At 67.3% G+C, this 24,338-nt stretch carries 23 protein-coding genes; 11 read left to right on the top strand and 12 right to left on the bottom strand.

The window, feature by feature from the left end; translation table 11 throughout:
• Position 1 precedes the first annotated feature (1 nt).
• The 3 genes from FOC84_RS21985 to FOC84_RS21975 form a co-directional block, all read right to left on the bottom strand.
• Positions 2–1,186, bottom strand: coding sequence for a lipid-transfer protein (locus tag FOC84_RS21985; protein WP_173146299.1), 1,185 nt, complete (start codon positions 1,184–1,186; stop codon positions 2–4).
• Positions 1,183–2,715 carry a class I adenylate-forming enzyme family protein gene (locus FOC84_RS21980; protein ID WP_173146298.1) on the bottom strand — a complete coding sequence of 511 codons (1,533 nt, stop codon included), beginning with the start codon at positions 2,713–2,715 and terminating at the stop codon, positions 1,183–1,185. Before FOC84_RS21980 ends, FOC84_RS21985 begins: the two co-directional genes overlap by 4 nt.
• Before the next feature lie 107 nt (positions 2,716–2,822).
• Complete coding sequence (locus tag FOC84_RS21975) at positions 2,823–3,872, bottom strand: AraC family transcriptional regulator (protein ID WP_173146297.1); 1,050 nt, start codon at positions 3,870–3,872, stop codon at positions 2,823–2,825.
• Positions 3,873–4,062: 190 nt separating this feature from the next.
• On the opposite strand from FOC84_RS21975, the gene FOC84_RS21970 reads away from it, so the two are divergent.
• On the top strand, positions 4,063–4,215 hold the full coding sequence (locus FOC84_RS21970) for a hypothetical protein (RefSeq protein WP_173146296.1): 153 nt from the start codon (positions 4,063–4,065) through the stop codon (positions 4,213–4,215).
• 58 nt (positions 4,216–4,273) lie between these two features.
• Positions 4,274–5,263, top strand: coding sequence for a tripartite tricarboxylate transporter substrate binding protein (locus tag FOC84_RS21965; protein WP_173146295.1), 990 nt, complete (start codon positions 4,274–4,276; stop codon positions 5,261–5,263).
• An 8-nt stretch (positions 5,264–5,271) separates the two neighbouring features.
• Here FOC84_RS21965 and FOC84_RS21960 read toward each other — a convergent pair whose 3' ends face one another.
• Entirely contained in the window at positions 5,272–6,168 is an 897-nt protein-coding gene (locus FOC84_RS21960) for a LysR family transcriptional regulator (protein ID WP_254241736.1), read from the bottom strand.
• A gap of 71 nt (positions 6,169–6,239) precedes the next feature.
• Between FOC84_RS21960 and FOC84_RS21955 the strand changes: the two genes are divergently transcribed.
• The 3 genes from FOC84_RS21955 (at position 6,240) to FOC84_RS21945 (ending at position 9,015) form a co-directional block, all read left to right on the top strand.
• Complete coding sequence (locus FOC84_RS21955) at positions 6,240–7,487, top strand: CaiB/BaiF CoA transferase family protein (protein WP_173146293.1); 1,248 nt, start codon at positions 6,240–6,242, stop codon at positions 7,485–7,487.
• Entirely contained in the window at positions 7,484–7,960 is a 477-nt protein-coding gene (locus FOC84_RS21950; protein ID WP_173146292.1) for a MaoC family dehydratase, read from the top strand. The genes FOC84_RS21955 and FOC84_RS21950 overlap by 4 nt, the downstream gene beginning before the upstream one ends.
• Positions 7,961–8,049: 89 nt before the next feature.
• Positions 8,050–9,015, top strand: a complete 966-nt coding sequence (locus FOC84_RS21945) for a Bug family tripartite tricarboxylate transporter substrate binding protein (RefSeq protein ID WP_173146291.1) — start codon at positions 8,050–8,052, stop codon at positions 9,013–9,015.
• Between the two features lie 76 nt (positions 9,016–9,091).
• Here the strand turns inward: FOC84_RS21945 and FOC84_RS21940 are convergent, their stop codons facing one another.
• The 5 genes from FOC84_RS21940 to FOC84_RS21920 form a co-directional block, all read right to left on the bottom strand.
• Positions 9,092–9,466, bottom strand: coding sequence for a tautomerase family protein (locus FOC84_RS21940; RefSeq protein ID WP_173146290.1), 375 nt, complete (start codon positions 9,464–9,466; stop codon positions 9,092–9,094).
• Between the two features lie 120 nt (positions 9,467–9,586).
• A complete protein-coding gene (locus tag FOC84_RS21935; protein WP_173146289.1) occupies positions 9,587–10,846 on the bottom strand; it encodes a quaternary amine ABC transporter ATP-binding protein in 1,260 nt (419 codons plus the stop codon).
• Complete coding sequence (locus FOC84_RS21930) at positions 10,843–11,700, bottom strand: ABC transporter permease (protein WP_173146288.1); 858 nt, start codon at positions 11,698–11,700, stop codon at positions 10,843–10,845. The genes FOC84_RS21935 and FOC84_RS21930 overlap by 4 nt, the downstream gene beginning before the upstream one ends.
• Positions 11,701–11,935: 235 nt before the next feature.
• Positions 11,936–12,937, bottom strand: a complete 1,002-nt coding sequence (locus FOC84_RS21925; protein WP_173146287.1) for an ABC transporter substrate-binding protein — start codon at positions 12,935–12,937, stop codon at positions 11,936–11,938.
• A gap of 516 nt (positions 12,938–13,453) precedes the next feature.
• Positions 13,454–14,716, bottom strand: a complete 1,263-nt coding sequence (locus FOC84_RS21920; RefSeq protein ID WP_173146286.1) for a class I SAM-dependent methyltransferase — start codon at positions 14,714–14,716, stop codon at positions 13,454–13,456.
• A 206-nt stretch (positions 14,717–14,922) separates the two neighbouring features.
• Between FOC84_RS21920 and FOC84_RS21915 the strand changes: the two genes are divergently transcribed.
• From FOC84_RS21915 to FOC84_RS21890, 6 genes are all read left to right on the top strand, one after another.
• Positions 14,923–16,071 (top strand): Bcr/CflA family multidrug efflux MFS transporter, encoded by a 1,149-nt coding sequence (locus tag FOC84_RS21915; protein WP_173150325.1) that lies wholly within the window; start codon positions 14,923–14,925, stop codon positions 16,069–16,071.
• Between the two features lie 355 nt (positions 16,072–16,426).
• The gene (gene rpmB / locus FOC84_RS21910) at positions 16,427–16,663 is read left to right on the top strand and encodes a 50S ribosomal protein L28 (RefSeq protein ID WP_006390601.1); all 237 of its coding nucleotides are present in this window, start codon (positions 16,427–16,429) and stop codon (positions 16,661–16,663) included.
• Positions 16,664–16,700: 37 nt separating this feature from the next.
• Positions 16,701–16,868, top strand: coding sequence for a 50S ribosomal protein L33 (rpmG, locus tag FOC84_RS21905; RefSeq protein WP_003810296.1), 168 nt, complete (start codon positions 16,701–16,703; stop codon positions 16,866–16,868).
• 180 nt (positions 16,869–17,048) lie between these two features.
• On the top strand, positions 17,049–18,272 hold the full coding sequence (locus tag FOC84_RS21900; protein ID WP_173146285.1) for an ABC transporter substrate-binding protein: 1,224 nt from the start codon (positions 17,049–17,051) through the stop codon (positions 18,270–18,272).
• The gene (locus tag FOC84_RS21895; RefSeq protein ID WP_173146284.1) at positions 18,272–20,161 is read left to right on the top strand and encodes an ABC transporter permease; all 1,890 of its coding nucleotides are present in this window, start codon (positions 18,272–18,274) and stop codon (positions 20,159–20,161) included. Before FOC84_RS21900 ends, FOC84_RS21895 begins: the two co-directional genes overlap by 1 nt.
• A complete protein-coding gene (locus FOC84_RS21890; protein ID WP_173146283.1) occupies positions 20,158–20,922 on the top strand; it encodes an ABC transporter ATP-binding protein in 765 nt (254 codons plus the stop codon). Before FOC84_RS21895 ends, FOC84_RS21890 begins: the two co-directional genes overlap by 4 nt.
• Before the next feature lie 19 nt (positions 20,923–20,941).
• On the opposite strand, the gene FOC84_RS21885 is transcribed toward FOC84_RS21890, so the two are convergent.
• From FOC84_RS21885 to FOC84_RS21875, 3 genes are all read right to left on the bottom strand, one after another.
• Positions 20,942–22,699: a SulP family inorganic anion transporter gene (locus FOC84_RS21885; protein WP_173146282.1), complete on the bottom strand. Its 1,758-nt coding sequence runs from the start codon at positions 22,697–22,699 to the stop codon at positions 20,942–20,944.
• 128 nt (positions 22,700–22,827) lie between these two features.
• Positions 22,828–23,700 (bottom strand): phosphonopyruvate hydrolase, encoded by an 873-nt coding sequence (locus FOC84_RS21880; protein ID WP_173146281.1) that lies wholly within the window; start codon positions 23,698–23,700, stop codon positions 22,828–22,830.
• An 82-nt stretch (positions 23,701–23,782) separates the two neighbouring features.
• On the bottom strand, positions 23,783–24,331 hold the full coding sequence (locus FOC84_RS21875) for a hemerythrin domain-containing protein (protein WP_173146280.1): 549 nt from the start codon (positions 24,329–24,331) through the stop codon (positions 23,783–23,785).
• Positions 24,332–24,338 lie beyond the last annotated feature (7 nt).

Raw genomic sequence — 24,338 nt, 5'->3', positions numbered from 1 at the left:
CTCAGGCGGCCTGGTACAGCGTCACCACGCAGGCGCCGCCCAGTCCCAGGTTGTGCTGCAGCGCCAGCCTGGCGCCCTCGACCTGGCGCAGATCCGCCTGGCCGCGCAACTGCCACACCAGTTCGGCGCACTGCGCCAGGCCTGTCGCGCCCAGAGGGTGGCCCTTGGACAGCAGCCCGCCAGACGGATTGGTAACGACCTTGCCGCCGTAGGTGTTGTCGCCCTCCAGGATGAACTTCTCTGCGCCGCCCTCTGGCGTCAGCCGCAAGCCCTCGTAGGTGATCAGCTCGTTGGCGGTGAAGCAGTCGTGCAGCTCCACCACGTCCACATCGTCGGGGCCGATGCCGGCCGCTTCATAGACCTGGTCGGCGGCGGCCCGCGTCATATCAAAACCCACCACCCTGCGCATGTCGCCCGCGCCGAAGGTGGATGGCATGTCCGTCGTCATGGCCTGCGCGGCGATGCTGACGGCGGGCGCCAGGCCATGGCGGCGCGCAAATTCGTCCGAGCACAGGATGGCCGCCGCCGCGCCGCAGGTGGGCGGGCAACATTGCAGGCGCGTCAGCGGATCGAAGATCATGGGCGCGGCCAGCACCTCGTCCAGCGTGACTGGCTGGCGGAACACCGCGTAGGGATTGCGCGCGGCATGCTGGCGCGCCTTGACCGCGATGCGGGCGAAGAGGTCGGCGCCGATGCCGTGCTCCTTCATGTAGTCGCGGCCCGCGCCGCCGAAGAACTGGGCGGCGCGCGGCTTGGCCGTGTCATAGCCCTGCATTTCGCTCATCGCCGAGACAAAATCCTGCAAGGGCGATGGACGGTCCTCGTACACGCCTTTCAGCGCTCCAGGCACCATCTGTTCGAAGCCTACCGCCAGCGCGCACTCCACCGCGCCGCTTTCCACCGCCTGGCGCGCCAGGAACAAGGCTGACGAACCGCTGGCGCAATTGTTGTTGACGTTGAACACCGGGATGCCGCTCAAGCCCACGCCGTAGACCACGGCCTGGCCGGCGGTCGAATCGCCGTAGACGTAGCCCGCGTAGGCTTGCTGGACCGCTTCGTACTGCAGTCCCGCGTCACGCAAGGCTTGGCGCACGGCGTTCGCGCCCATCACGGTGTATGCCTCGCTGGCGCCGGGCTTGCTGAAAGGAATCATGCCGACCCCTGCCACCCATACTTTCCGATTCATGCCTGATTCTCCTGATGAGCGGGCGCGGCGATAGCCGCGCGCCTGGATTCGTGGTCTTGCCTCAGCACGGACTTCAGCACCTTGCCCGCGGCCGACAGGGGCAGTTCGCCAAGGAATTCGTAGGTCTTGGGACACTTGTAGGCGGCGAGCCACTGGCGGCAGTGCCTGTCCAGGGCGTGCGCGTCCGCTTCCATGCCGGGACGCGGCACGATCACCGCATGCACCGCCTCGCCCCAGCGCGCATGCGCCACGCCGATGACCGCGCAGCGCGCGACCAGCGCATGGCGGGCCAGCACGCCCTCCACTTCGGCGCCGTAGACGTTTTCGCCGCCGCTGACGATCATGTCCTTGAGCCGGTCGACGATGTATAGATACCCGTCCTCGTCCTGGCGGGCCGCGTCGCCTGTCAACAGCCAGCCCCGGTCGAATGCGCGGCGCGTTTCTTCGGGCCGGTTCCAGTAACCCCGCATCACCATGGGTCCGCGCACCGCCAATTCGCCGACCACGCCCGGCGCCGCCTCGCTGCCATCGGGCGCGAGTATGCAGGTTTCGACGCCCACCGCGGGCCTTCCCGCCGATTCGGCGCGCACACCGCCTTGGCGCACCTCTGCATTGATGGCGACGGTGGCGGCGGTTTCGGTCATGCCGTAGGCATGCACGAATTCCGCTTGGGGAAAGGCCGCCAGCGCGCGGTCGAGCAAAGCCCGGGAAATGGGCGATGCACCCCAGATCACGCGCCGCACGCCGTCCAGCCGATACTGCGCGAACCCGGGCTCGTCCAGCAGCATCTGAATCATGCTGGGCACCAGCAGCACCTCGCTTATGCCGTCGTCCTGCAGGGCCTGCAGCACCGCACGGGGCTGGAAGCCGCGTTGCGACACCACCGAGGCGCCCGCGACAAACTGTCCGATCAATCGTCCCAATCCGGCGACATGGAATAGCGGCGCGACCAGCAGGGTGCGGCTCTCGGGCGGAGTAGAAACGCTGGCCATCCTGGCCACCGCGGCGCTCCAGAGATTCGCGTGCGTCAGCATGGCGCCCTTGGGCGCGCCGGTCGTGCCACCGGTAAAGAGGACCGCGGCCAGCGCGTCGCCGCCCGCGCGGACATCCTCCAACGGCGCAGCCACGGCGGCGTGCGCTTCCAACACTTCAGCGGACAGCGGCGCCGTGCCGGCAGGAATGTCCACATCGGCCATGCGCGGCGCCATGGTCTCGTCCACCAGCAGCAGGCGCGGGCTGCAGTCAGCCAGCGCCCGCGCAAGCTCCCCGCCACTCCAGCGCGTGTTCAGCGGCAGCACCGCCGCCCCCAGCCACCAGCACGCCAGGATCCACGACACATGGTCCGCCCCGTTGGCGCCCCATAACGCCACGCGATCGCCCGGCAGCACGCCATGGCCGCGCAATACCGCGGCCTTGCGGGCGGTCCAATCGATCAGCGCGGCATAGGTCCAGCGCCTCGCGCCTTCGTGCAGCGCAATCTTGCCGGGGTGCAGCCGGCATGCGCGATGCAGGCCTTGTGTCAGGTACATGGTGCTCGTCTCCTGCGGCGCCGTGCTCCTTGCGCGGAACAGCGGGCGTTCGTCGCCGAGCCCCTAGCTTCTCCCTGGGGGCCGGATCGCGGCAATGGCCGCAGGCGTCAAACCGATAGGCGAAAAGTGTCAGCGGCTTGCCGGCCCGCCGGGCCGCAGACCAGGCGGTTGCGGCGGTACTCGCCCGGCGACACACCGGTCCATTTCTTGAAAGCGCGGTGGAAGGTGCTGGGTTCGGAAAAACCCAGGCGCTCGGCGATGTCCATCAAGGACAGATCCTGCCGACCCAGGTATTCGACGGCGGCGTCGCGCCGCAGGTCGTCCTTCAGGGCCTGGAAGCCCTGCCCCTCTTCGCGCAGATGCCGCCGCAGCGTCTGCGGCGTCATCGCCAGCTGCGCGCTGACCTGGACCAGCGACGGCAACTCCTTGGATAGATCGTTGCGCAACAGGCGGCGGATGCGGTCGGTCAGGGTGGTTCGGTCCTGGTATTTCACCAGCAGGTCGAACGGCGCGTTGGCCAAGAACGGCTCGAGTGTCTGTTCGTTCTGCACCACGGGCAAGGCCAGCCAGCGCGACTCCAGCCACAGGCCCGTCACGGGCTGGCCATAGCGCACCGGCGCGTAGAACAGCCTGTGCGCATCGGCGCTGCGGGCGCCGCTGCTGTAGTCCACGCCCAGGATGGGAATGCGCCGCGCCGCCAGCCAGTTGGCCACACCCAGCGTGAAGAGCAGGAAGGTGCGTTCGCCATACCAGCGCGCGCAGCTGCTGGGACCGCGCGAATCGAGCACGACGTGGGCGCGCTCGCCGCTCACGCAGAGGCGAGCGGTGAAATCCCGCAGCACGCCGTGGTAGTGGCGGAACGCCACGCGCAGCGCCTGCCCCACCGTGCCTTCCCGCAGCGCAAGCCGGCAGGCCTGGTCGAACGCCCCCATGGGAACGGCATGCTGGCCCATGCCCAGGAAGTCGTCCCGGGTGGCGCGGCGCAACGTCCGCATGATCTGCGCGAGCTGCGCCTGCGATACCCGAGCCATCGGCGCCTGCAGCAGGGACGGCGGCACGCCGGCGCGCATCAGGACACGGTCCACGTCCACGCCCCGGCTGCGCGCGCCTTGCAGGATCTGGGCGATATGCCCCACGGCGATGGTGTGATGGGTCATGAGGAAATCCAGCGGCTGGCGTACGCCGATGCATCGATGGTAGCCAAAGCCTGCGCTCGCAGGAATGGCCGGCGTGAGCATTCTCGCCAAGCGCAATCAGCGAATCCGCCATTGGTCGGCCGGAAAGCCGCGCCTAGACTGGCGCGAGCCTCAGGTAGGCATGCCACTTCGTATTTACGGGAGTCCCTCTTTGGATACACCGAACACCGCCCCGCTCGCAGGCGTCAGAATCCTGGACCTGTCGCGGCTGCTGCCCGGCGATCACACTGATCAGATCCTGCGCGAGGCCGGCTACAGCGAGCCGGACGTCGCCAGCCTGATCGGGCGCGGCATCGCGCTGTAGGCACATACGGCCAGCCCGCCCGACCTTCCCAGCGACCATAACCAGGACGGAGACAATCATGATCGATCCTCATCGCAGCCTTTCGCCCCGACGCCGCAGCCTGCTCAAGCTGGGCGCGGCCCTGCCCGCCGCGCTGGCCTTGCCGCGCATAGCCGGCGCTGCCGGCTTTCCAACCCGCCCCGTCACGCTCATCGTGCCGTTTCCGGCAGGCGGCGCGACGGACACCCAGATGCGCGCGCTGGCGGTCGCGGCCTCGCGCGAGCTGGGGCAGGCGGTCGTCATCGCCAACCGGCCAGGCGCGGGCGGCACGCTGGGTCCCGCGGCCATGGCGCATTCCGCCGCGCCGGACGGGTACACGGTGTCGGTGGTGGTGGGCACGCTGTTCCGCTACCCCTTCCTGCAGCAGGTCAACTACGACCCGCTCAAGGACTTCACCTACGTCGCGTGCATGACGGCTTACTCCTACGCCATCGTGGTGCGCGAGGACGCGCCCTGGCGCACGCTGGACGAGCTGCTGGCAGACGCTCGCGCCCATCCCGACAAGATCAGCTACGGCGGCACCGGCACCGGCGGCTCGGGACGCATCGCGATCGAACGCCTGTCGCGCCTGACGAACACCCGCTTCAACTTCATCCCCTACAAGGGCGCGGCCGAAGAGACCACCGCGCTCCTGGGCGGCCACATCCAGATGATCTCGGACGCGGGCTGGGGACCGATGATAGACACCGGCAAGGCCCGCCTGCTGGCGGTACTGGGAGAAACCCGCGCCAAGCGCGTGCCCGACGTGCCCACGCTGACGGAACTGGGCTATCCCATCGTCACCGCCAACCCGGTCGGCATCGCCGGACCTAAGGGCATGGATCCCGACATCACACGCGCCTTGCAGCAGGCCTTCCACCGCGCGTCCCGCGACCCGGAATACAACCGTGCGCTGGAAACCGCCGACCAGCCGCACATGCTGATGGACAGCGCCGCCTATACCGACTTCGCGATCCGGCAGGTGGCGGAAGAAAAGAAATTCGTGGCCGAGCTGGGCCTGAAGCCCTAGCCGCGCCTTCAGCTGGCGGGACGCAGCATGCAGTCGCGCAGGCGCAGCACCGATGCGCAGGAGGTGTCGCGATGCGTCACCAGCGACAGCGACAGCGCATCATGCGCATCGGGGTCGGTCAGCGGCACGAAGGCCACGTGCGGGGTGGAGTAGGCGCGCGTCACGCCCGGCACCAGCGCCAGCCCCATGCCGCTGGCCACCAGGCTGATCAGCGTCTGCACCTGTATCGCCTCCTGGCTGATGCGCGGCGAAAATCCCGCCTTGAGGCATAACGCCTGCGCCACGCCGTGCAGGCCCGGCACCTTCAACGGCGAATACAGCACGAAGTTCTCGGCGCGGGCCCGCTCCAGGCCCACCGGCCCGCCCGCGGCCAGCGCATGCCCCGCGGGCACCGCCAGGATCAGGTCGTCGCGCTCCACCACCCAGGAATCCAGCGCCGCGTCTTCCGCCAGGGGACCGCGCACCAGTCCGGCGTCGATGTCGTTGGCGCGCAGCATCGCGACCAGGCCTACCGTACTGTCCTCGCGCAGGTCCAGCTGCACGTCCGGATACTGCGCGCGGAACACCGGCAGGCAGCGCGGCAGCAACATGTAGGTCGCCGAGCCGACAAAGCCCAGCCGCAGCGTGCCCCACTCGCCCAGCGCCACGCGGCGAGCGGCCTGGCGCGCCTGGTCGGCGTGGAACAGCGCGCGCCGGGCATCCGCCATCAGCGCCAGGCCCGCGGGAGTCGGCGTCACGCCCTTGGCGCCGCGCACCAGCAGCGGCACGCCCACCGCATGCTCCAGCTTCTGGATCGAGACCGACAGTGCCGGTTGCGCAATGTGCAGGGTGTCGGCGGCCCGCCGATAGCTGCCCAGCTCCGCAATGGTGACGAACTGCCGGAGCTGCCGCAAATCGATAGCCATAACAAATTCCATATCGCCCAATACCCAAGCCATATTAGACGTGTATGCGGCTGGCCGATAGGATTCCCGCCATGACAGCTTCTCCCCCATCCCAAGCCAGCGCCTTGGGCGGCGTGCGCATCCTGGACCTGACGTCCGTGGTGTTCGGCCCCTACGCGTCACAGATACTCGCCGACTATGGCGCCGACGTGATCAAGGTGGAAGCGCCTGCGGGCGACTCCACGCGGCATACCGGCCCGGCCCAGGAACCCGGGCTGGCCGCCATCTTCCTGGGCCTGAACCGCAACAAGCGCAGCATCGTCCTGGATCTGAAGCAGGCCGCGGCGCGGCAGGCGCTATTGACGATGGCGGACCAGGCCGACGTGCTGATGCACAGCATGCGCCCGGCCAAGATGGCCGCGTTGGGGCTCGGCCCGGACACGCTGTGCGCGCGCAATCCGCGGCTGGTCTACGCCGGCTTGTATGGCTTCGGCGCGGGCGGCGCCTACGACGGCCGGCCCGCGTATGACGACATCATCCAGGGCCTGTCGGGCCTGGCCGACCTGGTGGACCGCCAGACGGGCGCGCCGCGCTACCTGCCCACCGTGGCCGCCGACAAGACCTGCGGCCTGATCGCGGCGCACGCCATCCTGGCCGCCCTGTTCCAGCGCGAGCGCACCGGCGCGGGCCAGCAGCTGGAAGTGCCCATGTTCGAGAGCATGGCGTCCTACGCGCTGGTCGAGCATTACTACGGCAGGCACCTGGCCGACGAGCCCGGCGAGGCCGGCTATCCGCGCGTGCTGACGCCCTGGCGCAAGCCCTGCAAGACCGCCGATGGCCATGTCTGCCTGATGCCCTACACCGATGCCCATTGGCGCGACTTCTTCATCGCCGCGGAGCGCCGCGATCTGGCGCAGGATGCGCGCTTTGCCGACATCGCGTCGCGCACGCGGCACATCGAAACGCTGTACGAACTGCAGGCCGGCATCGTGGCGGGGCGCGATACCGCCTACTGGCTGGCGCTGTGCGCACGCCTGGAAATCCCCGCCGCGCCGGTCAACCGCCTGCAGGACCTGGAAGCCGACCCGCATCTGCAAAGCGTGGACTTCTTCACGCCGCTGCAAAGCGCCTCGGGCAGCCGCTACCGCTTTCCCCGCAACCCCGTGCGCCTGCAGCATTCCCAGGTGCCGGCCGAGATGCCGCCGCGCCTGGGCGAGCACACGCTGGACGTGCTGCGCCAGGCCGGCCTGGACGAGGCCCTGATCTCAGCGCTTCTGGAATCGGGCGCCGCCCGCGACGCGCATTCCCCAACCCTAGTCAATCGCAAGGACTCCGCATGACCGCAGACCGCAACGCCGCCGACATCACGCAGCTTGGCCAGGGCTACTACTGGCAGGACCTGGCCGTGGGCCAGCGCTTTCAGACGTTCCGCCGCACGGTGACCGAGACCGACATCGTCAACTTCATCAGCGTGACCGGCATGCTGGAGACGATCTTCATCGACGCCACCTATGGCCACGGCGCGATCCAGGGCCGCCCCGCCCCCGGCGCACTGACCTACGGCCTGATCGAGGGACTGATCATGCAGGGCATGGTGCAAGGCACCGGCCTGGCGCTGCTGGAAGTCCACAAGAAAATGCTGGCGCCCGTGGTCGCGGGCGACACCATCTGGGCCGAAATCGAAGTCACAGGCGTACGCCCCACCTCGCAGCACAACCGGGCGGTGGTCACGTCCGCCATCGAAGTACGCAACCAGCACGGCAAGCCGGTGATGGCCTACACGGCCACGCGCATGCTGGCCGGCAGGCCCTGAGGTTTCATCGGACGGCCAAGCTCTCCGCGCAGAGGGAGCTGCCGCCTGGACGCGGTTCGCGTCACTAAAACAGCACAAGGAGACTGACAATGAAGAAAGCACTGCTGGCGGGCTGCCTCGCCATCCTGGCGCTGGGAGGCGCCGCAAGCGCCCATGCCGCCTGGCCCGAGCGCCCCATCACCATGGTGGTGCCCTTCCCGCCCGGCGGGCCGACCGACCTGGTCGCCCGGGTGCTGGCCAAACAGCTGACGGAGCAGCTGGGCCAGACCGTCCTGGTCGAGAACAAGGGCGGCGCCAACGGCAACATCGGCATGCAGTACGCGGCTGCCGCCAAGCCCGATGGCTATACCGTGCTGTACAACACGTCCTCCATCGCGCTCAGTCCCAACCTCTACCGGTCGCTGGCCTTCGACCCGGTCAAGGACTTCGCGCCGGTGTCGTCCACGGCGGTGATCCCGCTGGTGCTGCTGGTGCATCCGTCCGTGCCGGCGCAGGACACCAAGACCTTCGTCCAGTACGCGCGCCAACATCCCGGCAAGTTGTCCTATGGTTCGGCCGGCGCCGGCAACGTCACGCACCTGGGCGCCCTGTTGCTGTTACGTTCGCTCGAGATCGACGCGGTGCATGTCCCGTACCGCGGCAGCGCCCCGGCCATGACGGACCTGGTCGGCGGGCAGGTGCAGCTCATGACCAATACGCTGAACGATTCGCTGGGCTTCATCCGCGAAGGCAAGCTGCGCGCGCTGGCGGTGACGAGCGGCGCGCGCAGCGAGCAGCTGCCCGATGTGCCGACGGTGGCGGAAACCGTGGCGCCCGGATTCGAGATGGGCGCCTGGCAAGGCGTGGTGGTGCCGGCTGGCACGCCGGCGCCGGTCATAGACAAGCTGAACGCCGAAATCCGCCGCGCGCTGCAATCGCCCGAGATGAGCAAACAGCTCAAGGCGCAAGGCGCGCAGGCGCTGGGCTCCACGCCGCAGGAATATGCCGCCTACATCAAGAGCGAAATCGGGCGGTGGGGAGAAGTGGTGAAGGCCGCCAACGTGAAGCTCGATTGAAGGCTGCTGAAGACGTATGCAAAAACGCCCGCGAATCGCGGGCGTTTTGCTGGGGCTGCGGAGCCGGCAAGTAAGCTCAGCGGCCGTTGGCCTTGGCCGTGATGCCGTTGGCCGCGCCCATGTCGGTATTGGGCACGTCGCGCAGCAGCACGCGCACGTCCTGGCCCGAGATGCCGATGCTGGCGCACACCGCCTGGTTCAACGCCGCAATCAGCGCGGCCTTCTTGGCCTCGTCGCGGCCCGAGATCAGCGCCACATCGACGCGCGCCATGGCACGGCCGATTTCACCGCCCACGATCACGTGTTCCGCCGCCACTTCCTGCAGCACGATGCGCACGCTGGGTAGCGGCGCCGCGATGCTCTCGACGACGGCGTTGGACGCGGCCTGCAACAGCGCGGCCTTCTGGGCGGCCGAGTGGCCTTCCATGATCTGGACATTCAAAATAGGCATGACGGATTCCGATGTTCCGAAAAAGGAGAAACCGGCCCAGGCGGCCGGCAGACCATCATATCCGGATCGGGGCCGCGCAGACGGCCGCGCGGCGCCGATCCGGATTAGGGTTTCTCCCTGTCAGGCCGCCTGGTCGCGGCGCTCGGGCTCGGACTGCTCCCGCGCGTCGGTGGCAGCGGCGGCTTCCGCCGGCGCCGCGGTTTCGGCCAGGGCCGGCGTCACCAGTTCCACTACCTTCTTGCGCGACAGCATGCCGATGAACTCGTCGTCCTCGCCGGTCACCGCGACTGGCTGGTCGCTGTGCACCAGCTGGGCCAGCACCTCGCCCAGGCCAGCCGTGGCCGGCACGGAGGCCAGGTCCTCGACATAACGGGAAATGTCGCGCGCGCCTTCCTCGATGGCGCGCGTGGCGGCCTCGGCGGTCAGCACGCCGGCCAGCCGCTTGCCGTCCAGCACCGGTGCGTACTCGTAGCTCAGGGCGCGCATGCGGTCCATGGCATGGGCGGGACGCGAACGCATGGTCAATGTCAGGCGCGCCGGATTCACGGCGTGCGTGGCGTTGAGCACCTTGGTGCGGTTCACGTCCTGCAGGAACGACTGCACATAGTCGTTGGCCGGATTCAGCAGGATGTCTTCCGGCGTGCCTTCCTGCACCAGTTCGCCGTCCTTGAGGATGGCGATGCGGTTGCCCAGGCGCAGGGCCTCGTCCAGGTCATGCGTGATGAAGACGATGGTCTTGTTGAGCTTGGCCTGCAATTGCAGCAGTTGGTCCTGCATTTCGCGGCGGATCAGCGGATCCAGCGCGGAGAAGGCTTCGTCCATCAGCAGGATTTCGGCATCGGTGGCCAGCGCCCGGGCCAGGCCTACACGCTGCTGCATGCCGCCCGACAATTGGTGCGGATACTGGTTCTCGAAGCCCGACAGGCCCACCTGGTCCAGCCATTCGCGGGCGCGCTTTTCACGTTCGGCGCGGCCCACGCCCTGCACGGTCAGGCCGTAGGCGGCGTTGTCCAGCACGGTGCGGTGCGGGAACAGGCCAAAGCGCTGGAACACCATGCTCATCTTCTTCTGGCGGAAGATCTCCAGATCACGCTTGTTCAGGCTGACCACGTCCACGCCATCGACCAGGATATGGCCGGCGCTGGGCTCGATCAGGCGGTTGAAGTGGCGGATCAGGGTGGACTTGCCGGAACCCGACAGGCCCATGATGACGTAGATGCTGCCTTCTTCGATCGACAGGCTGATGTCGCGCAGGCCCAGCGTGTGGCCGCTCTCGGCCAGCAGTTGTTCCTTGCTCATGCCGCCCTGGGCGGCTTCCAGCCATTTCTTCGGATGCGGCCCGAAGACCTTGTAGATGTTCTTGACCTCGATCTTGCTCATCGCTGGCCTCCCATGCGCATGCGCTGTCCATACGATTGCGTGATCCGGTCGAACAGCACGGCCAGCACCACGATACCCAAGCCCGCCAGCAGGCCGCGGCCCACTTCCAGGCGGTTGATCCCGAGCAGCACTTCATAGCCCAGGCCGCGCGCGCCGATCATCGAGGCGATCACCACCATCGACAGCGCCATCATCGTGGTCTGGTTGATGCCGGCCATGATGTTGGGCAGCGCCAGCGGCAACTGCACGCCGAAAAGCTGCTGGCGCGGATTGGCGCCGAAGGCGCGCGAGGCTTCCAGCACTTCGCGGTCCACCAGGCGGATGCCCAGGTCGGTCAGGCGGATCAGCGGCGGCACGGCGTAGATCACGGTGGCGATGATGGCGGGGATCTTGCCCAGGCCGAACAGCATGACCACGGGAATCAGGTAAACGAAGCTGGGCATGGTCTGCATCACGTCCAGCACGGGCAGCATGATGGAGCGCAGCCAGTTGATCCGCGCCATCAGCACGCCCAGCGGGATGCCGATCACCACCGACAGGCCGGCCGCCATGATCATGAGCGCCAGCGTCTGCATGCCGGCGTCCCACAGGCCCAGCACGCCGATCACGCACAGCAGCGCGCCCATCGCCAGGCTCAGGCCGATGCGGCGGCTGACGCCCCAGGCGATCGCGATCGTGACCGCGACCACCGCCCACCAGGGCGAATTGCGCAGCAGTTGCTCCAGCCACACCAGGGCATGCAGCACGGGCTGGGACAGGGTCTCCAGCGTGTCGGCATAGTTGGTGACCAGATGATCGACAAAGCCGTCGATCGCCCCCCGGACCTGCCGGGCGGGAATAATTTCAGGAAACATTGCTTCTACTCCATTCTGGCGCACTCACCACCCGGGGCGCCCCCGTCTGCCGCGGAATTGGGCAAGGCGATGGGACCTGGGGGCTATCTGCTTGGAAACAACCGGCCGGGCCGGCGGCGCCAGCGTGTCTCGGACCGGGCGCATGCGCCCGGCCGACAGCCATCCCGGCAAGGAAATCCGGCCCCATGAAGGGCCGGCGCGCGCCACGGGGGCGCGCAGCCAGGCACACGGCGGGTTACAGCGCGCTTTGGACGCGCCCGGCGACGTCGGCGGGGACCCACTTGGTCCAGACGTCGGGCTTGTTCTTCAGGAACCACTTGGCCACGGCGCTGGCTTCGTCGCCGGACTCTTCCATGTGGGCCAGGGTTTCGTTGATCACCGGCAGCGGCACCGAGACCTTGGATAGGAATTCGGTGAGCTTGGGGGCTTCCTCGGAGAACTTGGTGTTCACCGCCGTGAAGACGGGATTGTCGGGATAGGCGCTGGGCTCGGGATTGGCGCACTTGGACGACGTCAGGCACTTGTGCTTTTCGGCGTCGTAGGGCGGCATATCGAGTTTGACCAGGTCCATCGCGCCGACCAGCGGCGTGGGCGACCAGTAGTAGAAAACGACGTTCTGCTTGCGTTTGTAGGCCGACATCAGGGCCGCCTTCTGCGCCGCGCCCGTGCCGGGCGAGTACAGCGTGTAGGAGTCGTCCAGCTTCAGGGCGTGGAACAGGTTGTTGCTGGTGATTTCGCAGCCCCAGCCTGCCGGGCAACCGTAGAAGCGGCCCTTGCCGGGCTCTTCCGGATCCTTGAACTTGTCCTTGAACTTCGGCAGGTCGGCCGCGGACTTCAGTTCGGGCAGGCGTTCGGCCGTGTAGCGCGGGATGTACCAGCCCTCGGCGCCCATGTAGAGATCGCCGATGCGCTTGACCTTGCCGGTCTTCTCGGCGCGGTCCCAGGGATCGGCAACGCTGTTCAGCCAGATCTCGGTATTGATGTCCAGATCGCCACGCTCCAGCGCGGCCAGGGCGGGCAGGGTTTCGGTCGGCAGGGTCTCGGTCTTGCAACCGTAGCCCTTTTCCATGATGAAACGTTCGACGTCAACGAGGACCAGGTTGGATTCCCAGTTCATCGCGCCGAAATTGACCGGGCGCTTGATTTCGCACTGGACGGCATCGGCGGCTTGGGCCACACCGGCAAAGGCGAAGAACACAGCCGCGGCGGCCAGGGTCTTGACAGGGGTAAAACGCATTGGCTTTTGCCTCCATAGGTTCAGGGACACACGCCAGGCTTGGGCCCGGAGGTGCCATGGAGCTAAGGGGGTTGTGCGGAAGACGGGCAGAACCGCCAATACAAACCGACACTAGCAACAAGACGGTCCGCGAGGGTGCGTCGTCTTGCAAGACAGGAGCTTCAAAAACGCAGTTTTTGAAAACCCACAGAAATGGAACAAACTGAACGAAGAAGCCAGCATCTTAAACGAAATTGACACTCAACCCAACCCCACTCCGGAATGAATCAGATACATTTGTGGGGAAAACGATCCGGGATTACCCGCAATCGCAAGGGCTGGAACGGCGATTTTTCCTAGGAGATTTTGATTCAGAAGCGTAGATACATTCAGTAAAAAATAAATTCATATCCATACGCTTTAACGACCTCAAAACAACCGGAAACCGCGCTGCCGGCCAGTGCGCGGACACGTTCCGGGAGGATTTCCGCCGCCATTTCGTTGGGCGTCGGCCATCCTGTGGACAGCAGCTGGCCGCTACTCGTTCTTGCCGTACATGTAATCGCGGCGCCAGGGGTAGGCGAGGTCCGGCGGATTATCCAGTTCGTCGCCACGGCCTGTCGCCGGGTGCTGGCCCAGGATCTGATGCAGCGCAATCCAGCCGTGCTCGAAGCCCATGGCGCAGCCGGCCAGGTACAGCCGGTAGGCGCGCAGCGAACGCTCGCCCTGTTCGCCGTTCAAGATGCGCGCTGCTTCAGGCAGGCGCGCCTCCAGCGCATCGCTCCAGGCCCACAGGGTGCGCGCGTAATGCGGCCGCAGGTTTTCCACGTCCACTTCTTCCAGGCCGCCGTTGGTCAGGGTTTCCATCACCACGCTGACATGGGTCAGCTCGCCGCCCGGGAAGATGTATTTCTCGATGAATTCGCCCATGCCGTTGCCCAGCTCGGCGTTGTAGACGCCGGCGGCGGTGATGCCATGGTTCATGATCAGTCCGCCGGGCTTGAGCAGGCGGCGCAGCTTGGCGAAATAGCCTTCGAGCTGAGCGCGGCCCACGTGCTCGAACATGCCGACCGACGCGATCTTGTCGTAGGGCGCGGATTCGTCCAAGTTGCGGTAGTCCAGCAGTTCCATGCGGACCCGGCCCGCCAAGCCCTTCTCCTGGATCAGCTTGCTGACATAGGCATGCTGGTTGCGCGACAGCGTGATGCCGGTGGCGTCCACCCCGTAGTTCTCGGCGGCCCACAGCAGCAGCCCGCCCCAGCCCGCGCCCACGTCCAGGAACCGCTCGCCCGCCCGCAGGCGCAGCTTGCGGCAGATGTGGTCCAGCTTGGCTTCCTGGGCCTGGGCCAGCGTCATGCCCGGCTCGCGGTAATAGGCGCAGGAATAGACCCGGCGCGGATCCAGCCAGAGCGCGTAGAAATCGTCCGACAGGTCGTAGTGGAACTCGATCTGCTTGGCATCGCGCTCGACCGAATGGCGCCAGACGGACACCACCTTGCGCACCAACTCGGTCAGCCAGCCGCCACGGGCCGCATCCACCGGCGAACCCGGCAACAGCGCCGAGGCAGCGGCCATCACATCACGCATATTGCCTTCGATGTCGATGCGGCCTTCCACGTAATCCTGTCCCAACACGCCCACCGCGCCTTCGGCCAGGTGCGCCAGGGCGGTTTTGTCGTGCGTGACGAAACGGACGCGGGGCTCGGGCGGTCCCAGCACGGCGCCGTCGGGCAGAACCAGTTGGACCGGGACCGGCAGGGCCTGAAGCTTGCGTTCCACAACAGACAACAAAGGATTCACGGCTTCTCCTCTGGAATACGTACGGACCTCGCCGACTTTATCGGAAAAAACTTGCAATCTGCTTGTAAGGTGGCTCGTGATACAGTCGTTTACTTGGCCCAAACCATGCAACAAACCGCATCCGGGCCCTGCCACTGCGCTACACCGCAATCGACATGCCCCCTTCACAGTCTTTCCGCAGCAGCCTGCCCGGCTGGCTGATACTCATGGGCGCGCTGACCGCGATCGGTCCGTTCGCCATCGACATGTACCTGCCCGCGTTCCCCACGATCGCGGCAAACCTGGGCGTATCCCGCGGCGACGTCGAACGCACGCTGGCCGCCTACTTGATCGGCCTGGCGATGGTGCAAGTGTTCTATGGCCCGATGGCCGACCGCTACGGCCGCAAGCCGCCTCTGCTGGCGGGCCTGACGCTGTTCATGATCGGTTCCCTGGGGTGCGCGCTGTCCGGATCGGTGGAAGCGCTGACCGGCTGGCGCGTGGTGCAGGCCATGGGCGGCGCCGCCGGCATCGTGATCCCGCGCGCGGTCATCCGCGACCATTACGAAACCCATGAAGCGGCCCGCGCCATGTCGCTGCTGATGCTCATCATGGGCCTCGCCCCCATCCTCGCGCCGCTGGCCGGCGGCCAGTTGCTGGCCATCACCTCCTGGCGCAGCCTGTTCTGGGTCATGCTGGCGGGCGGCGCAATGCTGATGGCCGCGGTCATCCTGATCATGAAGGAATCGCTGGCGCCCGAGCGCGCGGTGCCGCTGCGCTGGCAGACCATATTGCGCAACTACCGCGATTTGTTCGCCCATCGCGGCTTCATGGCGCACAGCCTGGCCGGCGGCTTCGGCCAGGCTGGCATGTTCGCCTACATCATCGGCTCGCCGCGCGTCTTCATCGAACTCTACGGCGTGGCCCCTCAGTACTACGGCCTGCTGTTCGGCACCAACGCGCTGTCGCTCATCGTCTGCTCGCAGATCAGCGCCCGCCTGCTGCGCACCTACACGCCGCGCCAGCTACAGCGCCGCGCCCTGACCTCGCTGGCCTGCGCCAGCCTGGCCGCGGTCGCGCTGACGCTGGCCGGCTGGATGACCCTGCCCCTGCTGATGCTGTGTCTGATCTGCTACATGGGCAGCCAGGGCTTCGTGAACCCCAATTCGGCGGCGCTGGCGCTGGCGGACCAGGGCAAACGGTTGGGCGCGGCTTCCGCGCTGTTGGGAACGCTGCAATTGTCCTGCGGCGCGCTGGCCGGTTTCGCCGTCAGCGCCTGGCAGACCGACAGCGCCCTGCCCCTGACGACCACGCTGGCGGCCTGCGCCTGCCTGTCCTGGATCTCGGGCCGCGTGGCGCAATCGCACACTAGCTAGCCTGCCTGCTTGATTTAATTAGGCTTTTCGTATTAGAATTTAAGTCTTCACATGAAGTTTCCCGTGCCGGACTACTATGCTTTGTAGTTCAGCACTCTGACCCCAACCGCGCAATGTCTGGCGATTTCCTCCGGGATTCCCAGAGATTCTTCCAAGAATTCAGCGGGTGGCAGGCAGCGGGTATAAGCACTGGGGCGGACCAGACTGGGCTTTGAAGGCCATTCCGATCCCCCCTCATCCACTAAGACTGGGTGGCCGGCAAAGGCAGCGCAAGCGCCTGTACAGCCCGGCGGCTGAAACCCTGTCTACCCCCCAAGCGATGCGCGACAAAAGAACGACCTAAAGAGGTGCATCCATGGCACGCGTATGCCAAGTGACCGGCAAAGGCCCGATGGTGGGCAACAATGTTTCGCACGCGAACAACAAGACCAAGCGTCGCTTCCTGCCCAACCTGCAATCGCGCCGGTTCTGGGTTGAAAGCGAAAACCGCTGGGTCCGCCTGCGTGTTTCGGCCAAGGCCATCCGCACGATCGACAAGAACGGCATCGACGCCGTGCTGGCCGACATGCGTGCCCGCGGCGAACTGGCTTAATCGGCCTCCCCGCCAATCTACATACTAGGAGCACGACATGGCCAAAGGTATCCGCGAAAAGATCAAGCTCGAGTCGACTGCCGGCACGGGTCATTTCTACACGACCACCAAGAACAAGCGCAACATGCCCGAGAAGATGCTGATCAAGAAATTTGATCCGGTCGCTCGCAAGCACGTTGACTACAAGGAAACCAAGCTGAAGTAATTCAGCCGGTTTTCCCGCAAGACGAAAAGGCCCTGCATCGCAGGGCTTTTTTTCGTTTCCGGGCGGGCGCGGCGTCAGGCGCGTGTCTATTGCCCCGGGGCGAAGGCCCATGTTCCAATTGGGCCGCTGTAATCCGCCGCGCCTGCTGGCGCCAGATTCCCTCTCCACGCGATACCTGCCATGTTCCGTCCCTGCCTTACTCTGTTGCGCCGCGCCGTGGCGCCGGCACTCCTGGCCCTGGCGCTGACTCCCGCCGCATCGGCCAAGGACAAGGAGCCGCCCATCCGCATCGGCGAGATCAACAGCTACAAAGCGATTCCCGCCTTCCTTGGCCCCTATAAAAAGGGCTGGCAGCTGGCGCTGGAAGAGGTCAACGCCGGCGGCGGCGTGCTGGGCAGGAAACTGGAAGTGATCTCGCGCGACGACAACGGCAACCCCGGCGATTCGGTGCGCGCGGCCCAGGAGTTGCTGGCACGCGAAAAGGTCGAGCTGCTGTTCGGCGGCTTCCTGTCCAACACCGGCCTGGCGCTGACGGATTTCGCCAAGCAGCAACAAGTGTTCTTCCTGGCCGCCGAACCTCTCACCGACAAGATCACCTGGCAGGACGGCAACCGCTATACCTACCGCCTGCGCCCGTCCACCTGGATGCACGTGGCGGCGCTGGCCCCCAAGGCGCTGGCCTTGCGCAAGAAGCGCTGGGCCATTGTCTACCCCAACTACGAATACGGGCAGTCCGCCGTGGCCACCTTCAAGGCCATGATGACCTCGTTCCAGTCCGACGTGGAATTCGTCGCCGAGCAGGCCGTGCCGCTGGGCAAGGTGGACGCCGGCGCCGTGGTGCAGGCCCTGGCGGACGCCAAGCCGGACGCGATCTTCAACGTGCTGTTCGCCGCCGACCTGACGCGCTTCGTGCGCGAAGGCAATACCCGCGGCCTGTTCGAAAACCGCGCCGTGGTGTCGGTGCTGTCCGGCGAACCCGAGTACCTGGAGCCGCTGGGCGCCGACACGCCCACGGGCTGGATCGTCACCGGCTACCCCTGGTACGCCATCGACACCCCGGCCAATACCGCCTTCGTCGAAGCCTACAAGAAGCGCTACAACGAAACGCCCAAGGTCGGCTCGGTCGTGGGCTACGCGTCCCTCATGTCGATCGCCCAGGGCCTGAAGGCGGCGGGCGAGGTGGACACCGAAAAGCTGGTCGACGCGTTTGCCGGCCTGAAGGTGGACACGCCATACGGCCCCATCCAGTACCGCAAGATCGACCACCAGTCGACCATGGGCGTGTACGTGGGCGTGACCGCGGTGGAAGACGGCAAGGGCATCATGAAGGACTTCGCCTACATCGACGGCGCCCGCCTGCAGCCGCCTGACGAGCAAGTGCGCAAGATGCGTCCGGCGCACTGATGAGCCTGTCCGGGCTGCTGCTGCAGCTGCTCAACGGGCTGGCCGATGCCAGCGCGCTGTTCCTGGTCGCCGCCGGCCTGTCGCTGATCTTCGGCGTCACCCGCGTGGTGAACTTCGCGCACGGCTCGTTCTACATGCTGGGCATCTACCTGGCCTGGACCTTCACCGGCTACTTCGGCGACGGCGCGGGCTATTGGGCCGGACTGCTGCTGGCGGCGCTGGCCACGGGCCTCATCGGCGCGGCCGCCGAATGGCTGGTGCTCAGGCGCCTGTACCAGGCGCCCGAACTGTTCCAGCTGCTGGCCACCTTTGCGCTGGTACTCATCATCGGCGACGCCGCGCTGGCCATCTGGGGGCCGGAAGACCTGTTCGCGGCGCGTGCGCCCGGCCTGTCCGGCGCCGTGCTGATCCTGGAGCGCCGCTACCCCGAATACGACCTGCTGCTGATCGCCGCCGGCCCCGTGGTGCTAGGCCTGCTGTGGCTGCTGCTGATGCGCACCCGCTGGGGCCGGCTGCTGCGGGCCGCGGCCGAAAATCGCAAGATGCTGGCCGCGCTGGGCGTGAACCAGGCCTGGCTGTTCACCTCGGCATTCACCTTGGGCGCGTTCCTGGCCGGCCTGGGTGGCGCGCTGGCGGCGCCGCGCGTGCCCGCCACGCTCGGCCTGGACCTGGAAATCATCGCCAGCGCCTTCGTGGTGGTGGTGGTGGGCGGCCTGGGCTCGATTCCCGGCGCCTTCCTTGCCGCCTTGCTGATCTGCTCCGTCAAGGCGCTGTTCGTGTTCCTGGGGCAGGTGCAGATCGGTCCCTGGCTCTTCAACCTGTCCAAGCTCACCCTGCTGGCCGAATTCGCCGTGATGGCCGTGGTGCTGGTCGTGCGGCCCTGGGGCCTGCTGGGCAAGCCGCCCGAGCCGGCATCCCACGCCGCCGCGCCGGAACGCCCCATCGCCCCCGCCGGCCGCGGCCTGCGGCTGGCCTATGGCGCGCTGCTGGCGCTCTTGGTACTGGCGCCCGTGGCGGCCGCGCACAGCCCCTATCTGGGCATCCTGCTGACCGAAATCCTCATCGCCGCGCTGTTTGCCGCCAGCCTGCATTTCCTCACCGGGCTGGCCGGCATGACCTCGTTCGGCCACGCCGCCTGGTTCGGCCTGGGCGCCTACGGCGCCGCGCTGCTCCTGAAACTGGCCGCCGTGCCGATGGAAGCGGCGCTATTGCTGGGCCCCTTCGCCGCGGCGCTCGGCGCCCTGCTGTTCGGCTGGTTCTGCGTGCGGCTGTCCGGCGTGTACCTGGCCATGCTGACCCTGGCGGTGGCGCAGATTCTCTGGGCGCTGGCCTACCAGTGGGACGACGTTACCGGTGGCAGCAACGGCCTGATCGGGCTATGGCCGTCGGCCTGGCTCACCCAGGGCCCCTGGTTCTATTACCTGACGCTGGCGCTTTGCGTGGCCGGCATCGCCTGGCTGCGCCGCCTGGCGTTCTCGCCGCTGGGCTATGCGCTGCGCGGCGTGCGCGACTCGTCCTTGCGGGCCGAGGCGCTAGGCATGGACTCCCGGCGCGTGCAATGGGCCGGCTTCGTGGCGGCGTCTTTCGCCGCAGGACTTGCGGGCTCGCTCTATGCGTTCTCCAAGGGCAGCATCGCACCCGACACGCTGGCGGTAAGCCGGTCCGTGGACGGGCTGGTCATGGTACTGCTGGGCGGCCTGCAGACGTTGGCCGGCCCGCTGGTGGGCGCGGCGTCCTACACCTGGCTGCAGGACACCGCCGCGCGCAGCACCGAATACTGGCATGCGGTGCTGGGGCTGGCCATCCTGGCCCTGGTCATGGCCTTTCCCGAGGGCCTGGCCGGCGCCGCCGCGCGCCTTGCCGCGCGCTGGAACAGGAGCCGCGCATGAGCATGCATCCCCTGCTGCAAGTCCGCGAGCTGCGCAAATCGTTCGGCGGCATCGACGCGCTGGCCGGCGTGTCCTTCACACTGGAAGCGGGCCGGATGCTGGCGCTGATCGGCCCCAACGGCGCGGGCAAGTCCACCTGCTTCAACGCTTTGGGCGGCCAATTGCGCCCCGACTCGGGCTCCGTCCTGCTGGACGGCCGCGAACTGGTGGGCCTGTCGGCCGGCAAGATCTGCCGCCTGGGCGTGGGACGCACCTTCCAGACCGCGGCCACCTTCCGCTCCATGACGGTGCGCGAGAACGTGCAGACGGCGCTGCTGTCGCGCGACCGGCTGCTGCTGAACCCGTGGCGCCGGGCCAGCCGGCACGCGGCCGAGGAAGCCATGTCGCTGTTGTCGCAGGTGCAGATGGCGGACAAGGCGCAGGAGCATTGCGGCACCCTGGCCTATGGCGACGTCAAGCGGGTCGAGCTGGCCATGGCGCTGGCGCACCAGCCGCGCCTGCTGCTGATGGACGAGCCCACGGCGGGCATGGCCACCAACGAACGCCACGCGCTGATGCGCCTGACGCGCACGCTGGCGGACACCCAGCGCATCGCGGTCCTGTTCACCGAGCACAGCCTGGATGTGGTGTTCAAGCACGCCGACCGCATCGCGGTGCTGGTGCGCGGCAGCCTGCTGGCCGAGGGCGTACCCGCAACGATCGCGGCCGACGAGCGGGTCCGCGCGGCCTATCTGGGCACGGAAGCGCCGCAGCCGGCCTGAGCCCGCCGCGCACAGGGCCTCAGTCGTCCCTCAGCCCGTTGGGCCGGCATTCCCAGAAGATCTTGGCCTGGCATCCCTCGCAGATGCCACGGTCCAGCTTGGCGTAGATCGTATGCAGCGCGGTGGCCTTGTCGGGAAAGACATGGTCTTCGCCCAGGCGCTGCAGGAAGCCCGTACGGCGCCACATGTCCAGCACTTCCGGCCGTGGGCGGTGGAAGTACAGATCGCCGCCCATGGCCCGCCTGGCGGCAAGCTCGTCTTCCCAGACCTGCGCGCCCGCCATGTCGATGAAGTTCATGCTCTTGGCCATGACCAGCAGATGGCGCGGCGCGCCGGGCGCCGCGCGCAATTCGTGCAAGCGCTGCGCCACGTGCGTGGCAGCGCCGAAATAGACCGAGCCTTCCATGCGCAGCAGCTTCAACTGCGGGCACTCAGGCAAGGCGTCCCGCGCGTGCTCCAGCACCACGAAGCGCCGCTCCAAGCCGCGTGAATCGAAGCCCATGGCGCGCATCGCGGGCCGCGAAGTGCGGTGCAGATAGACCATCAGCGACAACACCGTGCCCAGCAGGATCGCCACTTCCATGCGTATGGTGATGGTAGCGGCCAGGGTCGCGGCGGCGATGACGGCTTCGCCGCGCTGGGTGCGGACAAGCAGCCGCCAGCGCGGAATGTCGAACAGGTTCCAGGCCACCAGCAACAGCAGCCCGGAAATCGCGGCGTGCGGAATCATGGCCAAAAGAGGCGCCGACAAAGCTACCAACGCCACCAGCAGCAGGGCCGAGAACACGGAAGCCAGCGGCGTCTTGGCGCCGGCCTCGTAGTTGGGAATCGAACGGTTGAGCGACCCGCAGGACAGGTAGCAGGAGAAAAAACCGCCCACGATGTTGGACAGCCCCTGCCCCACGAACTCGCGGTTGGCGTCGATGCGTTGGCCCGAACGCGTGGCCACGGCCTTGGCGATGGAAATGGACTGCGCCAGCGCCACAATGGTCAACGCAAAAGCCACGCTCAGCAGCTCGGGCAAGGCACGCCAGTCGACGCTGGGGATATGGAATGGCGGCCAGGGCTGGGCCAGCGAACCCAGCACGGACACCGGCGCGCCGTCGGTCAGCGCGTTGAAGGCCGCGGCCGCCAGCGCCCCCGCCGCCAATCCTGCCAGCATGTAGGGCTTGCGCTTGTCGAGCCGCCGAACCAGCAAGGCCACGGCCAGGGTCGTCAGCGTCACCAACAATGCGCCCCAATGCACCTGCCCGATATTCGTGACCAGGCTTGCCAGCAAGGCGCCCGCGCCGTGCACGTCCGGCGCCGGCATGCCCAGGGCATCCTTCAGCGCATGCACGGCGATCAGCAGGGCCGCGCCGCTGGTGAAGCCGAACAGCGCCGAAGGCGAAATGAAATGCGCCAGCGAGCCCAGCTTCAGCGTGCCCACCAGCCATTGCATCAGCCCGACCAGCACGGTCACGGCCAGCGCCAACTGGATGTAGCCCTGGCTGCCGGCCACCGCCAGCGGCGTCAACACCGCATACAGCGCCAGCGAGTTGGCGTTGGTCGGGCCGGACATGACGTGGCGGCTGGATCCGAAGAGCGCCGCGACGATACAGGGCACGATGGCCGAATACAGGCCGTACTCGGGCGGCAGGCCCGCCAGCATGGCGAACGCCACGCCCTGCGGCAGCACCAGCAGCGCGCCCAGCAGGCCCGCCGTCGCATCCGCGCGCAAAGTCCGCGCATTGACCTCGTCCACCCACGAGCCGAACAACCGGCGCGCGACGCTCATCCCCCCCTGCATCATTCTTTCCTGTCCCTCGGCATCTGCTTTCTGATTTAGCCCGCCTGCGGTGCATGAAGTTCGCGGCGGGTCGTCTAGCGTAAACGCTAGCGCCCCCCGCGCGCAACGCATCCCGCTTACTTCAGGTAGCGGCGCTCCAGCTCGCGCATGTGGGCGTCGCCCTGCAGCGCAATGATCTCCTTGACCGTCGGCAGGCCAGCGTCCACCTGGTGGATGCCGCCATCGCGGCGGATGCGGGCGAACACGTCCCGCATCGCCCCCACCGCGGCGCGGATGGCGTGGTTGCCATAGATGACCAGGCCCACCTTGGCCAGCGCCTGGATGTCGGATTCGCGCAATTGGGGATAGGCGGTGGGTACCAGCACCAGCGGCGCGCGGCCTTGCCATGCGGCCACGAACGACAGGATCTCGTCGGGCGTACTCTGTTTGGAATGGATCAGGATGGCGTCCGCGCCCGCGGCTTCATAGGCGCGGGCGCGGGCCAGCGCCTCCTGCTCGCCGGCGCCCGCGATCAGGGCCTCGGTCCGGGCGATCACGCAGAAATCCGCATCGCGGCGCGCGCCGCAGGCCGCCTCGATCTTGCCCTGGAACTCCTCGACCCGCACCAGCTCCTGCCTGCCGGACGCGCGCAGGCTGGTGTCCTTGGGAAAGGTCTTGTCCTCCATCACCACCGCCGACACGCCCGCGGCTTCGTACTGCGGCACCATGTACGAGACATTGATCGCGTTGCCGAATCCGGTGTCGATATCGGCGATGACGGGCACGTCCACCGCGGCGGCGATCGCCCGCATCATGTCCAGGTGCTGCGAGGGCGAGAGTATGTTGGCGTCAGGCACCGCGTAGCTGGCCGACAACTCGAAGCCGCTGCCCCAGACTGCGTCGAAACCGGCGTCGGCCGCCAGTCTGGCGGATAACGGGTTGTGCGCCGACATGGCGTGCATCAAGGCGGAATCCTGCAATTTCTGGCGGAAACGGGCGTTTCTGTTCATGGCGGGAACGTGGGTGACAGACCCGGCGCGCCGCGCGCCGGCTGTGGCCATCGTAGCGCCAATCCCGGCCTTGCCCGAAACCTCAGCCAGCCTCGCCGCCGCGCCGCGCCTTCATGGCCTGCCCGATCGCGGCCAGCGCATCGTCCGAAATCAGCCGCGCCGCCATCGGCAGCAGCTCGCTCTCTTCGCGCTGGATATGCGCGGCGTAGGCCTCGGTGAATTCCTGGATCTGACCCGCGGGCAGTTCGGCCTGCCGGCCCGCCGCGATCTCGGCAAGCGTCTGGCGCAAGGGCTCCCAACGCAGCGCCAGTTGCCGGTGCTCGGCCACCAGGCCGTCCACCAGCGCATGCAGACAGACGGCGTCGGATCCGGCCATGGACTCGATCAGGGCGGGAAAGAGGTCCTCTTCCTCGTCCTCGTGGTGATGCGCGGCCGCGGTATCGAAATAACGCAGGACGCTGGCCGCAGCGGTCTGGGCCGCCGCATCGCTGCCGTGCACCGGCAAGTGCCCGGCCAGGCGTCCCAGCGTGGCGCACTGGCGGGAAATGCGGCCGTGGCAGGCCGACAGCAGGGCCAGGGGATCATCGGCTCCCGGCGCGGGGGCCGGACCTCCAGGAAAGCTCACCGCCATTGCACAC

The organism is Achromobacter pestifer (assembly GCF_013267355.1).
Classification (GTDB): Bacteria; Pseudomonadota; Gammaproteobacteria; order Burkholderiales; family Burkholderiaceae_B; genus Achromobacter; species Achromobacter pestifer_A.
The sequence above is the reverse complement of the archived record's forward strand: the minus strand, read 5'-3'. Positions and strand labels throughout refer to the sequence as shown.